General features: G+C 72.3%; 13 protein-coding genes. 4 read left to right on the forward strand and 9 right to left on the reverse strand.

Features of this window, described 5'->3' with window-relative positions; all coding sequences use genetic code 11:
* Nucleotides 1–46: 46 nt before the first annotated feature.
* Together ACIO92_RS14940 and ACIO92_RS14945 are read right to left on the reverse strand one after the other, a co-directional pair.
* Nucleotides 47–853 carry an ABC transporter permease gene (locus ACIO92_RS14940; RefSeq protein WP_366439840.1) on the reverse strand — a complete coding sequence of 269 codons (807 nt, stop codon included), beginning with the start codon at nt 851–853 and terminating at the stop codon, nt 47–49.
* Entirely contained in the window at nt 850–2,022 is a 1,173-nt protein-coding gene (locus tag ACIO92_RS14945) for an ATP-binding cassette domain-containing protein (RefSeq protein ID WP_402281483.1), read from the reverse strand. Before ACIO92_RS14945 ends, ACIO92_RS14940 begins: the two co-directional genes overlap by 4 nt.
* Nucleotides 2,023–2,147: 125 nt before the next feature.
* On the opposite strand from ACIO92_RS14945, the gene ACIO92_RS14950 reads away from it, so the two are divergent.
* Nucleotides 2,148–2,915, forward strand: a complete 768-nt coding sequence (locus ACIO92_RS14950; protein ID WP_402281485.1) for a TetR/AcrR family transcriptional regulator — start codon at nt 2,148–2,150, stop codon at nt 2,913–2,915.
* A gap of 129 nt (nt 2,916–3,044) precedes the next feature.
* Here the strand turns inward: ACIO92_RS14950 and ACIO92_RS14955 are convergent, their stop codons facing one another.
* On the reverse strand, nt 3,045–4,073 hold the full coding sequence (locus ACIO92_RS14955) for a WD40 repeat domain-containing protein (RefSeq protein ID WP_366439843.1): 1,029 nt from the start codon (nt 4,071–4,073) through the stop codon (nt 3,045–3,047).
* Between the two features lie 210 nt (nt 4,074–4,283).
* Here ACIO92_RS14955 and ACIO92_RS14960 point away from each other — a divergent pair, with 210 nt between their 5' ends.
* A complete protein-coding gene (locus ACIO92_RS14960) occupies nt 4,284–4,967 on the forward strand; it encodes a GDSL-type esterase/lipase family protein (RefSeq protein WP_366439844.1) in 684 nt (227 codons plus the stop codon).
* A 3-nt stretch (nt 4,968–4,970) separates the two neighbouring features.
* Here ACIO92_RS14960 and ACIO92_RS14965 read toward each other — a convergent pair whose 3' ends face one another.
* From ACIO92_RS14965 to thpR, 3 genes are all read right to left on the reverse strand, one after another.
* Nucleotides 4,971–5,663 (reverse strand): PH domain-containing protein, encoded by a 693-nt coding sequence (locus tag ACIO92_RS14965; RefSeq protein WP_366439845.1) that lies wholly within the window; start codon nt 5,661–5,663, stop codon nt 4,971–4,973.
* A 223-nt stretch (nt 5,664–5,886) separates the two neighbouring features.
* Complete coding sequence (locus ACIO92_RS14970) at nt 5,887–6,876, reverse strand: aldo/keto reductase (RefSeq protein ID WP_366439846.1); 990 nt, start codon at nt 6,874–6,876, stop codon at nt 5,887–5,889.
* 195 nt (nt 6,877–7,071) lie between these two features.
* Nucleotides 7,072–7,656, reverse strand: a complete 585-nt coding sequence (thpR, locus tag ACIO92_RS14975) for an RNA 2',3'-cyclic phosphodiesterase (RefSeq protein ID WP_366439847.1) — start codon at nt 7,654–7,656, stop codon at nt 7,072–7,074.
* Nucleotides 7,657–7,689: 33 nt separating this feature from the next.
* Between thpR and ACIO92_RS14980 the strand changes: the two genes are divergently transcribed.
* Nucleotides 7,690–8,196, forward strand: coding sequence for a GNAT family N-acetyltransferase (locus ACIO92_RS14980; RefSeq protein ID WP_366439848.1), 507 nt, complete (start codon nt 7,690–7,692; stop codon nt 8,194–8,196).
* Nucleotides 8,197–8,809: 613 nt separating this feature from the next.
* Here the strand turns inward: ACIO92_RS14980 and ACIO92_RS14985 are convergent.
* Nucleotides 8,810–10,147 (reverse strand): MFS transporter, encoded by a 1,338-nt coding sequence (locus ACIO92_RS14985; protein WP_366439849.1) that lies wholly within the window; start codon nt 10,145–10,147, stop codon nt 8,810–8,812.
* Nucleotides 10,148–10,173: 26 nt separating this feature from the next.
* Nucleotides 10,174–10,617, reverse strand: a complete 444-nt coding sequence (locus tag ACIO92_RS14990; RefSeq protein ID WP_366439850.1) for a MarR family transcriptional regulator — start codon at nt 10,615–10,617, stop codon at nt 10,174–10,176.
* A gap of 200 nt (nt 10,618–10,817) precedes the next feature.
* On the opposite strand from ACIO92_RS14990, the gene ACIO92_RS14995 reads away from it, so the two are divergent.
* Nucleotides 10,818–11,063, forward strand: coding sequence for a hypothetical protein (locus ACIO92_RS14995; RefSeq protein ID WP_366439851.1), 246 nt, complete (start codon nt 10,818–10,820; stop codon nt 11,061–11,063).
* Here ACIO92_RS14995 and ACIO92_RS15000 read toward each other — a convergent pair.
* The gene (locus ACIO92_RS15000) at nt 11,033–12,475 is read right to left on the reverse strand and encodes an NCS2 family permease (RefSeq protein ID WP_366439852.1); all 1,443 of its coding nucleotides are present in this window, start codon (nt 12,473–12,475) and stop codon (nt 11,033–11,035) included. The two genes, ACIO92_RS14995 and ACIO92_RS15000, sit on opposite strands and share 31 nt — an antisense overlap.
* Between the last annotated feature and the right edge of the window lie 72 nt (nt 12,476–12,547).

The raw sequence follows: 12,547 nt of genomic DNA on the forward strand, positions 1-12,547 counted from the left end.
AGGGCCCGGCACCGCACGCGCGGTGCCGGGCCCTTCGCGTCCCGTCTCACCTGCTGAGGGCCTGGTACTTCCGTACGGCCAGCGGCAGGAAGACGGCCGTGATCGCCAGCGGCCAGGCGAACGCCATCAGGACGGCGTGCTGTTCCACCCAGGTGCCGCCGTCCGCGCCCGGGTTGCCGAAGAGCTCGCGGGTGGCGGTCACCGTGGAGGAGATCGGGTTCCAGGCGGCGACCGGGCCGAGCCAGGAGGGCATCAGCGACGGCGCCACGTACACGCTGGAGATCATCGTGATCGGGAAGACGACCGCGTAGAGGGCGCCCGCCGTCTCCGTGTTCGGGACGGTGAGCCCGCACCACACGCCCACCCAGATGAGGCTGAAGCGCAGGAGCAGCAGCAGGCCGAAGCCGAGGAGGGTGGCGGCGGGGCCGCTGTCCGAGGTCCAGCCGATGGCGAGGGCGGTGGCGGCGAGGATGGCGAGTTCGGCGGAGGCGACCAGCAGGTCGGACAGCCCCCGGCCGGTGGTGACGGCGGACGGGGCCATCGGCATGGAACGGAACCGGTCCACGACCCCCTTGCCGCTGTCGGAGACCACGGCCGTCGCGGTGTTCATCAGCCCGAACGCCATCGTCATCGTGAACATGCCGGGCATCAGGAACTCGCGGTAGTCCCCGCCGCCGGGGACCCGCATGGCGCTGCCGAAGACGAAGCCGTACAGCAGCACGGAGAGGATGGGGAAGCCGAGCTGCCAGAGGATGGCGACCGGCTTGCGGCGGTAGTTGAGCAGGGTCCGCCGGACCAGGGTGAGGCAGTCGGCGAACGCCCAGTAGGCCCGGTCGAGGGTGACGGCGCTCATGCGGCGGCCTCCCGGCCGTCGGCGGCGGACTCCCGGACGCTTCCGGCCTCGCGGCGGACGGCGGCGTCCCGGCCGCTCCCGGCCTCCCGGTCACCTCCCGGATCCCGGCCGCCCCCCGGTTCCCGGCCGCCCCCCGGTTCCTGGCCCGTCAGCCGGAGGAAGACGTCGTCGAGGGTGGGGCGGCGCAGGGCCAGGTCCTCCACGGCGATCCGCTCCTCCTGGAGGGAGCGGGCGATCTCGGTGAGGGCGGCGACCCGGTCGGTGACGGGGACGTGGACCCGGCGGCCCGCCTCGTCGGTACGGGGCTCCGTGCCCGCGACCCGGGCGAGCACCGCGCGGGCCGCCGGGAGGTCGGCGGGCTCGGCGACGACGACCTCCACCCGGTCGCCGCCGACCCGGTCCTTGAGGCGGTCGGGGGTGTCGTCGGCGATGGCCCGGCCCCGGTCCATCACGGTGATCCGGGAGGCGAGCCGGTCGGCCTCGTCGAGGTACTGGGTGGTGAGCAGGACGGTCGTGCCGCCCGCCACGAGTGCCCGGACCGCTTCCCAGACCTCGCCCCGGGCCCGGGGGTCGAGTCCGGTGGTGGGCTCGTCGAGGAAGAGCACGGCGGGGGCCAGGATCATCGAGGCGGCGAGGTCGAGGCGGCGGCGCATCCCGCCGCTGTACTCCTGCGCGCCCCGGTCGGCGGCCTCGGTCAGCCCGAAGCGGTCGAGGAGTTCGGCGGCGCGGTCGCGGGAGCGGCGGGCCCCGAGGTGGAAGAGCCTGCCGAAGAGTTCGAGGTTCTGGCGGCCGGTCAGGCCCTCGTCGACGGCGGCGTACTGCCCGGCGAGGCCGATGCGGGCGCGGACGGTGCCCGGGTCCCGGGCGACGTCGGCCCCGGCGACCTCGGCGCGCCCGCCGTCGGCCTTGAGAAGGGTGGCGAGGATACGGACGGCGGTGGTCTTGCCCGCGCCGTTGGGGCCGAGGAGGCCGTGGACGGTGCCGGGGCGGACGGCGAGGTCGAAGCCGTCGAGCGCGGGAGGGGCGGCGCCGTCCTTGCTCCGGTAGTGCTTGCGGAGCCCTTCGGTGAGGACGGCGTGTCCGGCGGGGGCGCCGGGACGGTCGTGGGGCGCGGGACGGCGGCCGGGCGGGAGGGGGCGGTGGGCGGGCGTCACGGCGGATTCGGGCATGGCTGTGCCTCCGGATGTCGGGGGCGCGGTCTTGCCGCACCCCAACTGGGTACACCGTACCCAAGAGAGTACGGTGTACCCAGTTTTAATTCCGCGTCCGGTACGCCGGGTTTTAGAGTGACGGCATGACGAAGAGCAGCCTCGACCTCCTCTGGGGCACGGGCGACCGACCCAGCCGGGGCCCCAAGCCGGGCCTCACCCTCGACCGGATCGTCACCACGGCGATCGGCCTCGCGGACACCGAGGGCCTCGACGCCGTCTCGATGCGCCGGGTCTCGGCCGAACTCGGCGTCGGCACGATGTCGCTCTACCGGTACGTCCCCGGCAAGACCGAACTCCTCGACCTGATGCTCGACCGCGTCCAGGGCGAGTCCCTCCCCGACGGCCCGCCCGCCCCCGCCGACTGGCGCGACACCGTCACCGCGCTGGCCCGCACCACGATCGGCCTCTACCGGTCCCACCCCTGGCTGCTCAAGGTCAACCAGGCCCGTTCCCTCCTCGGCCCCAGCGCGCTGCGCGGTCTCGAACTCTGTCTGGCGGGCCTCAAGGGACCGCACGGCATGGGGCTGAGCGACCCCGACACCATCTCGGTGATCATCGCCGTGCAGAGCTTCGCGGCGGGCTCCGCGCGGATGGAACTCCAGGCGGCCGAGGCGGCGCGGGAGACCGGCGTCGACGACGAGGAGTTCTGGCGCGTCCAGCGGCCCTACCTGGAACGGGCGATGCTCTCCGGCGACTACCCGCTGATGGCGGCGCTCGCCGACGACACCTTCGCCCGCGAGACCGACCACTTCGCCTTCGGCCTCGCCCGGCTCATGGACGGCTTCGAGACCCTGGTGACCGACGCGGGCCACCCGGACGCCGCCGGGCCCACCCCGGACAGCGCCCCCTGACCCACCTGGACAAGACCCCGGCGCCACCCCGGACCCGCCCCGGCGCAGACCCCGACACCGCCCCGGACAAGAACCCCGGCGCGGACCCCGGCACCGCCGGGGGCACCCGCCCGGGTCCGGCCCCCGGGATCACTTCTTCCTGACGAGCCGCTTCCCGCCGAGCACCAGGACGGTGGCGCCCGCGAGGACCAGGAAGCCGACCGTGACGCTCCCCCGGTCGCCCTCGGCGGCCGAGCCCCCGGAGGACGGGGCCGACGCGCCCGGACCGCCGGAAGAACCGCCGGAAGGACCGCCGGACGGGTTCTTCGAAGGGGCCGGAGCCCCGGACCGCTCCACCCTCAGGACCCGGCTGCCGCTCCCCTCCGAGCCGAACATGAACGCCGAGCCGTCCCTGGTGTACGTCACCGACTCCGCCTGGCCCTGGAACGGCGCCGCGACCGGCGTGCCCTCGTCACCGAGGCTCCCGCCGCCCGCGCCGCCCGCCTTCCAGACGTACTCCTTCGCGCTGAAGTAGCCGCGCAGGACGAGACTGCCGCCGTCCGGGGAGAAGGCGCCGTCGGTCACCCAGGGCACCTCTCCGACCCGGCGGAAGACGTTCGTGCCCGAGGAGGAGAGCCGCTCGGGGCCCGCGTACAGGCCGCCGCCGCTCTGCTTCTTGCTGGCGATGTAGACCCGGCCGGTCTTCGGATGGACCATGAGCGCCTCGGCGTTGCGGGGCCCGTCGGCGTACTTCACGACGTACTGCTTCGCCGCCACCGTCTGGTCCTTCAGGACCTCCGGCTCGGGGAAGCGGTAGATCCACACGTGGTCCCAGGAGCCGTCGAGGTTGTCGCCGATGTCTCCGACGTAGAGGTCACCGTCCGGACCGACCGCGATGGCCTCCATGTCCCTGGGGGTTCCGACCCCCTTCATGGTCAGGGTCGCCACGGTCTTTCCCGTACGGGAGTCGACACCGTAGATCAGGGGCGCGTCCTGGTCGTTGTGGGTCCAGTAGATCCCGGGGTGGGCGCGGCTCGCGGCGAGACCGCTGGACTCGGTGATCCGGGGGTCCTCGACGGTGAAGTCCCGGTCGGGCTCCTGGCCTTCGGCGCGGGCATGACCGGCCGGAAGCAGCACCAGGGCCGCCGCCGCGCCGAGGGCGCACAGAGCAGATCGCATGGACCCAGCCTGCCACGGTCCGCAGGGGAGGCGACGGGCCGCCCGGCACGCCCGTGCCACGGGCCCGCAGCCGCACACCACCCGACCACGCCCCGGACGGAATCCGGCCGGGACGGGGACGGGGACCTGGACCGCGGCCCCGCCCCGCGCCCCCGCCCCGTGGCCCGCATCACGTCGCCCGCGCCGGACGGCGTCCGCGATGATATGACCATGCGTTTTCTGTTCGTCGGCGACAGCATGACCATCGGCAGCGCCGGCGACTGGACCTGGCGTCACCGCATGTGGCGGCACCTGGAGTCCACCCTGCCCGGCGGGTACGAGATCGTCGGGCCGCGCACCGGACTGTACGACCCGGCGGCCGACGCCCCGGTGTCGCAGGCGTACGCCGACCCCGCCTTCCCCGCCGCCGCCCGGCGGCACCTGGCGGGCTGGGGCGAGGGCTGGCTGCACATGGCGCCCGTGATCGGCGGGACCGTGGCGGAGACCGGCGCCGACGTGCTGCTCGTCTCCCTGGGCCTGATCGACCTCGGCTTCTACACCGACAGCGGGCAGACCGAGGAGAACGTCCGGGCGTTCACGGCGGCGGCCCGCGCCGCCAACCCGCGCGTCCGGGCCGTCGTCCTGCCGGTCATCCCCAATGTGCGCGCCGGGTACGACCCCGCGTTCGCCGCCGAGTGCGCCCGGTTCAACGAGCTGCTCGCGAAGGCCGTCGCCGACCTGGACACGGCCGCCTCGCCCCTGCTCCTCGCCACGGTCCCGGAGTCGTACGACCTCGGGACCGACACCTACGACGGCACCCACCCGGGCCCCACCGGGGAGCACAAGCTGGCCGCCGCGTTCGCCGACGCGATGCACCAGGCATGGGGCCTGGGCGGCCCGTACCGGCTGCCCTGACCCCTACCGGCGCCGGGCACGGACGGCCGCGACCGCCCAGACCACGAAGAAGGTCACGACCGGGGCGACGAGGATCCACTCGGGGGCCATCGCCGCGCCGTCCGCGACCAGCAGGACGACGAAGAGGGCGAGGGCCACGAAGACCGAGCCGAAGGCCCAGTACATCGCCTTGAACAGGGAACCCTCCCGGGCCCGCCGTCGGCCGATCAGCCGCTCGGCCGCCGCGTCCGGCGTCCAGTCCGCGCCGCGCAGCTCCTCCCAGGCGGCGCGGAGCACCGCGATCTCCTGCTCGACGACCACATGGGTGTCGTCCAGGTACATCAGCTGGACCCTGCGTCCGTCGCGCCCGTAGGCGTAGGAGAGGACCCGGGGCTGTCCGCCACCCGTGCTCGGGTTGGGCGCGGCGCGGATGTCGTGGACCTCGGACCAGGCGAGCCCCCGGGTGCGCACCATGCCCCGGACCCGCAGGCCCGTGCGGTCGGCGGTGGTGGAGCAGTTGCGGGCGGCGACGACGATCCAGACGACGAAGGCGAGGAGCAGCCCGCCGATGAGGGCCTTGACCCCGCCGGGGATCGAGCGGTCGTTCAGGAGCGGCAGGATTCCGGCGGGCACGGCGACCCCCACCGCGATGTAGACGCCGGTCATCCGGCCGGGTTTGACCCGGTACTCACGTGGCAGCGTGCGCTCGGCCTCCATGGTTCCCCCCTGGATCCCCGCGTGACGGACATCCAGGCTAGGGCTCGATCCCCTTGCGGAGAAGGGCCTTTCGCCGACCGGACGGCCCGGATCGGGGCATCCTCCGGCGGGGCGCGGGCGGGTTCGGCGCGGGCGCGGCGCGAGCGGCGGGGGCACACGCCCCCGCCACCCGGGACACGCCCGGACGCGCGCCGTCACGCGCCCCCGCCGCCCGGCGGGCACGTCACCAGGCGAAGGCCTCCGGGGACGGGCCGGGGCCGGGGAAGATCTCGTCGAGGGAGGCCAGGAGCTCCTCGCCCAGGTCGAGTTCCAGGGCGCGCAGGGCGCCGGAGAGCTGCTCGGGGGTGCGGGGACCGACGATGGGGCCGGTCACGCCGGGCCGGGTGAGGAGCCAGGCGAGGGCGGTCTCCCCGGGCTGGAGGCCGTGCTTGTCGAGCAGGTCCTCGTAGGCCTGGAGCTTCGCCCGGGAGGCCGGGTCGGCGAGGGTGGCCGCCGCGCGTCCCTCCGTACGGCGCTTGCCCTCGGCCTCCTTCTTGAGGACGCCGCCGAGCAGACCGCCGTGCAGCGGCGACCAGGGGATGACCCCGAGGCCGTACTCCTGGGCGGCGGGGATGACCTCCATCTCGGCGCGCCGCTCGAAGAGGTTGTAGAGGCACTGCTCGCTGACGAGCCCGACGGAGCCCCGGCGGGCGGCGGTCTCGTTGGCCTGGGCGATCTTGTAGCCGGGGAAGTTGGAGGATCCGGCGTAGAGGATCTTGCCCTGCTGGATCAGGACGTCGACGGCCTGCCAGATCTCCTCGAAGGGGGTGGCCCGGTCGACGTGATGGAACTGGTAGACGTCGATGTAGTCGGTGCCGAGCCGCCGGAGGCTGCCCTCGACCGCGCGGCGGATGTTCAGCGCCGAGAGCTTGTCGTGGTTGGGCCAGGCCTCGCCGTCGGGGCCCATGTTGCCGTAGACCTTGGTGGCGAGGACGGTACGGTCGCGGCGGCCGTCGCCCAGGGCGAACCAGGAGCCGACGATCGACTCCGTACGCCCCTTGTTCTCACCCCAGCCGTACACATTGGCGGTGTCGAAGTAGTTGAGACCGGCGTCGAGAGCCGTGTCCATGATCGCGTGGCTGGTGGTCTCGTCCGTCTGCGGTCCGAAGTTCATCGTGCCGAGAACGAGGCGGCTGACCTTGAGTCCGGTGCGTCCGAGCTGCGTGTACTCCATGGACGACAAGCCAACTGCCTGGAGTGCGCTCGAAGCAAGCGGCTTCCCACGCCGTGGGAGGCGCCCCGGGGGCTAGAGACCGGCCACGGAGGCCACCGCGATAATTGCGAACATCAGTACGAGCACACCGGCCATGATTCGGTTTCGGGTCTTCGGATCCACCCTTCGAGGTTACCCGGCCGCCGGACGCGCCCCTCACCCCGCCCGTACGGGCCCGCCTTCCAGCGGCCAGCCGTCGACCCGTTCGTACCGGGGCCGCTCGCCCGGCACCCCGCCCTCCGGCAGGTTCGAACGGACCAGGGACAGCTCGGCGGCCTCCCAGCGGGTCCCCTCGAAGCCGTCGAGCCCGTCGAGGAAGGGCCGCAGGTCGACCGCGTCCGTACGGGCGCGGGCCAGTGTGAGGTGCGGCCGGTAGCCGCGGTGCTCGTCCATGGGGATCCCGGACCTGCGCGCGGCGGCGTCGGCCCGTTCCGCGAGGAGCCGCAGTTCGTCCAGGTCCCCGGCGACCCCGGTCCACAGGGCCCGGCGCCCGAAGTGTCCGCCGCCGCGCAGCCGCAGCGGGAAGGACGGGGTGCGGTGCGCGGCGCGGGCCAGCCGGACGCGCAGCTCGGGCAGCAGCTCCTCGTCGACCTCGCCCAGGAAGGCGAGGGTGAGGTGCCGTCCGGGCGGCGAGGTCCAGCGGAGCGCGTCGGCCCCGGGCAGCCGGTGCAGCAGGCCGACGACGTGTCCGAGCTCGGCCAGCCGCTCGGGGGGCGGGAGGACGGCGGCGAAGAGCCTCATGGGGCGAGTCTGTCACCCGCTAGCCTCGGCCGGATGGAGATCACCATCAGGAAGGGCGGGGAGGCGGACCTCCCCGCGATACTCGGTGTGCTCGACAGCGCCGTGACGTGGCTCAACGCCCGGGGCATCACGGCCCAGTGGGGCACGGAACCGTTCTCCGCCCGCCCGAAGGCCGTACGGCAGGTCGAGGACACCATGGCGGCGGGCGACCCGTGGATCGCCGAGATCGACGGCGTACCGGCGGGGACGATGACCCTCACCCCGTTCCCGGGCCAGTACGTCCCGCCCGCCGAGGAGCCGGAGGTGTACGTACGGCTCCTGGCGACGGACACGCGGTTCCACGGCCGGGGAGTGGGCGCGGCGCTCCTGGCGCACGCGGTGGCGGAGACCCGCCGCCAGGGCGTCTCGCTCCTCCGCGTGGACTGCTTCGCGGGCAGCGGGGGCCGCCTGATCGAGTACTACGAATCCCAGGGCTTCACCCGCACCACCCCCTTCGAGGTGGGCGACTGGCCGGGCCAGGTCCTGGAGAAAAAACTCTGATCAACCCACGAGGCCGGACGAGAACACCGGAAGACACCGCCCTCCCCCACCGAAGAGCAACCCGAAGGCGAAGCCGAGAAACGCCCGAGAGGGCAGAAACAACCGGAACCCAAGCCGAGGAACACCCGAGAACGACGAAGAGCACCAGCCACCCCCAAAGGGACGCCTGAGAACGACGAACAGCACCAGCCACCCCCGAAGGGACGGCCGAGAACGACGAAGAGCACCGGCCATCCCCAAAGGGACGGCCGAGAACGACGAACAGCACCGGCCACCCCCAAAGGGACGGCGGAGAACGGCGGGAGGGGCCGGGACCGGAGCGCGGGAGGGGTGTCCGGACGTAAAAGCGTCTTGAACTCGCGCGAAGCGCGGTGAGACGCAGTCCGGACACCCCTCCCGCGCGGAGGTCCCGGCCCCGGCCCACCGACCGGCCGGAACCACCCGACGAGGTCAGGACACCGGCCGGAACCACCCGACGAGGTCAGGGCAAGGCCCGACGGAACCCCACCCCGGTCAGGCCGACAGCCGACGAGCACCCCCGGCGAGCACCCCCCGACGACCACGCCGCCCGCCCAAGGGCACCGCCCGCCCAAGGGCACCGCCCGCCCGAGGGCTACGCCACCACCACCAGCCGCTCCCGGGAGACCACCCGCACCCGAGGGTGCCCGTGCCGCCAGGCCCAGGCGACCTTGAGCCCCCCGACCCGGGCGAGGACGAGCCCGACGACGACGGCCGCCAGCAGCGAGATCGCGCCACCGGCGGCGAACCCGGCACGGGCGCCGTACGTGTCGGTGACCCAGCCGAGGAGCGGCGCGCCGATCGGCGTGCCGCCGGCGAAGACCATCATGTAGAGGCTCATGACCCGCCCCCGCATGGCCGGATCGGTCGCCATCTGGACGGCGGAGTTCGCGGCGATGTTGACCGTGAGGCCGATCATGCCGATGGGTACGAGGAGCAGCGCGAACAGCCAGAACGTGGGTGACAGGGCCGCCGCGATCTCCAGGACGCCGAAGACGGCCGCCGCGATCACCAGCATCCGGAGCCGGGTGGAGCCGCGCCGGGCGGCGGCGAGGGCGCCGACGAGGGATCCGGCGGCCATGAGGGTGTTGAGGAAGCCGTAGGTACCGGCTCCGACGTGGAAGACGTCGCTGGAGAAGGCGGTGAGCCAGATGGGGAAGTTGAATCCGAAGGTGCCGATGAAGCCGACGAGGACGATAGGCCAGATGAGGTCGGGCCGTCCGGCGACGTACCGCAGGCCTTCCCGGAGCTGGCCCTTGCCGCGCGGGGCGCGCTCGACCTTGTGGAGTTCGCCGGTCCGCATGAGCAGCAGGCTGATGAGCGGGGCGATGAAGGAGAGGCCGTTGAGGAGGAAGGCCCAGCCGCTGCCGACTCCGGCGATGAGGACGCCCGCGACGGCGGGGCCGATGAGGCGGGCGGACTGGAAGTTGGCCGAGTTGAGGGAGACGGCGTTGCGGAGCTGGGCGGGTCCGACCATCTCGGAGACGAAGGACTGCCGGGCCGGGTTGTCGACGACGGTGACCATGCCGAGGAGGAAGGCGATGAGGTAGACGTGCCAGACCTGGACGTTGCCGGAGAGGGTGAGGACGGCGAGCGCGATGCCGCAGAGTCCGAGGGCGGCCTGGCTGACGAGCAGCAGGTTCCGCTTGGGGTAGCGGTCGGCGATCACTCCGCCGTAGAGCCCGAAGAGCAGCATGGGCAGGAACTGCAGGGCGGTCGTGATGCCGACGGCGGCGGCGGAGCCGGTGATGCTGAGGACCAGCCAGTCCTGGGTGATGCGGGCCATCCAGGTGCCGGTGTTGGAGACGATGGCACCGGTGAAGAACAGCCGGTAGTTGCGTATGCCGAGCGAGGAGAAGGTTTCCCCCCGCCGACGGGTCTTGAGGGTGGGTCGGTGGACGGGTGCGGAGTCTGCTCCGGGTCCCGTGCTCAAAGTGCGTCGCCTCCTTGGCGCCTGGATTACAGGTGGGCGAGCTTCTCCAGGACCGGGGCGGCGGCGCGCAGCTTGGCCCATTCGTCCTCGTCCAGTCCTTCGGCGAGGGAGGACAGCCAGGCGTTCCGCTTGCGGCGGGACTCTTCGAGCATGGTCTCGGCCTGCTCGGTCGGGCTGACCACCTTCTGCCGACGGTCGTCGGGGTGCGGCTCCAGCCGGACCAGTCCCTTGGCTTCGAGCAGTGCGACGATGCGGGTCATCGACGGCGGCTGGACGTGCTCCTTGCGGGCCAGTTCGCCGGGGGTGGCGGAGCCGCAGAGCGCGAGGGTGCCGAGCACCGACATCTCGGTGGGGCTCAGCGACTCGTCGACGCGCTGGTGCTTGAGGCGTCGGCCCAGTCGCATGACGGAGGAGCGCAGCGCGTTCACGGCCGCGACGTCGTCGGCGGTGCCGTGGGACAGGTCAGGCATGTTCGTTAGCCTAAGTCATTACTCTTCCTAAATACCAACGGGAACACGCCGACGTAGCGCGGATCACATCCCGCCCTCCCGCCCCGCAGGTGAACCGGGCGCCGGGAAGGAACACTCCGGACTCGATGTATCACCCGAACGAGTGAGTCGAATCCGGAAAGTGACACGGAGGGGTCCCGGGTGGCCCGACCCTGAGCGGCATGGGATCGACAGTGCTCAGCCTGCGCATCGACAGTGAGCTGCTCGACCGGCTCAGAGGTCACGCCGCCAGAAGAGGAATGAGCGTCCAGGACTATGTCGTCCGGACGCTCATTCGGGAGGACTTCGACGAGCGGTTCACGACCGCCGTCGAGGAGACGGAGAAGTTCTACGGGGAGGGCGGGGCACCCGGGCCCGCGGGGGCCCGGGGCCCGGATCACGTGAGGCCGAGCGCCGGCATCGCGTAGTAGAAGACGAAGACCGCCGACACGACGTACATGGCGACGGGGACCTCGCGGCCCCGGCCCGCCGCGAGGCGCAGCACGCTGAACGAGATGAAGCCGATGCCGATGCCGTTCGTGATCGAGTAGGTGAACGGCATCATGACCATCGCCAGGAACGCGGGCACCGCGATGGTGTAGTCGCCCCAGTCGATGTCCTTGACCGACCCGGCCAGGATCAGGAAGCCGACCGCGAGCAGGGCGGGCGTGGCCGCCTGCGAGGGCACCATGGTGGCCAGCGGCGTGAGGAACAGCGCCACGGAGAACAGCGCGCCGGTCACGACCGAGGCGAGGCCGGTCCGCGCGCCCTCGCCGACGCCCGCCGTGGACTCCACGAAGCAGGTGGTCGCCGAGGACGAGGTGGCGCCGCCGGAGGCGACGGCCAGACCGTCCACGAGCAGGACCTTGTTGATGCCGGGGAAGTTGCCGTCCTTGTCCGTCAGCTTGGCCTCGTCGCCGACGCCGAGGATCGTGCCCATGGCGTCGAAGAAGCAGGACAGCAGCACGGTGAAGACGAAGAGGACGCCGGTGAGGACGCCGACCTTCGAGAAGCCGCCGAAGAGGCTGACCTGCCCGACCAGACCGAAGTCCGGGGAGGCGACCGGGTTGCCCGGCCACTCCGGAGTGGTGAGGCCCCAGGAGGGCACGGTCGCGACGGCGTTGATGACCATCGCCACGATCGTCATGACGACGATCGAGATGAGGATCGCGCCCGGCACCTTGCGGATGATCAGCGCGAGGGTGAGCAGCGTGCCCAGGACGAAGACCAGGACCGGCCAGCCGAGGAGGTGGCCGGAGCCGCCGAGCTGGAGCGGGACGGTGGTGTGGGCGGCGTCGGGGATGCGGGAGACGAAGCCGGAGTCGACGAGGCCGATCAGCATGATGAACAGGCCGATGCCGATCGCGATGCCCTTGCGCAGGCCGACCGGGACCGCGTTCATCACGCGCTCGCGCAGTCCGGTGGCGACCAGGAGCATGACGACGACGCCCGCGAGGACGACCATGCCCATGGCGTCGGGCCAGGACATCTTGGGCGCGAGCTGGAGGGCGACGACCGTGTTGACGCCGAGACCGGCGGCGAGGGCGATCGGGACGTTGCCGATGACCCCCATGAGGAGCGTGGAGAACGCGGCCGTCAGGACGGTCGCGGTGACGAGCTGCCCGCTGTCGAGCTGGTTCCCGTACATGTCCTTGGCGCTGCCGAGGATGATCGGGTTCAGCACGATGATGTAGGCCATCGCGAAGAAGGTGGCGAAACCGCCCCGGATCTCGCGGGCGACGGTCGAACCGCGCTCGGAGATCTTGAAGTAGCGGTCGAGGCCCGAGGTCGGAGCGGACGGCTCGGGGGGCGTGGCCTTGGCGGGGGCCGTGGTGCTCATGGGGGTCCTCATCGGGGAGAAGTCCATTTGGCGGTTCATACGAAAGAAACCCGCCATAGGCAAACCGTTTCA

The sequence above is a fragment of the Streptomyces sp. NPDC087215 genome, from assembly GCF_044744885.1.
Classification (GTDB): Bacteria; Actinomycetota; Actinomycetes; order Streptomycetales; family Streptomycetaceae; genus Streptomyces.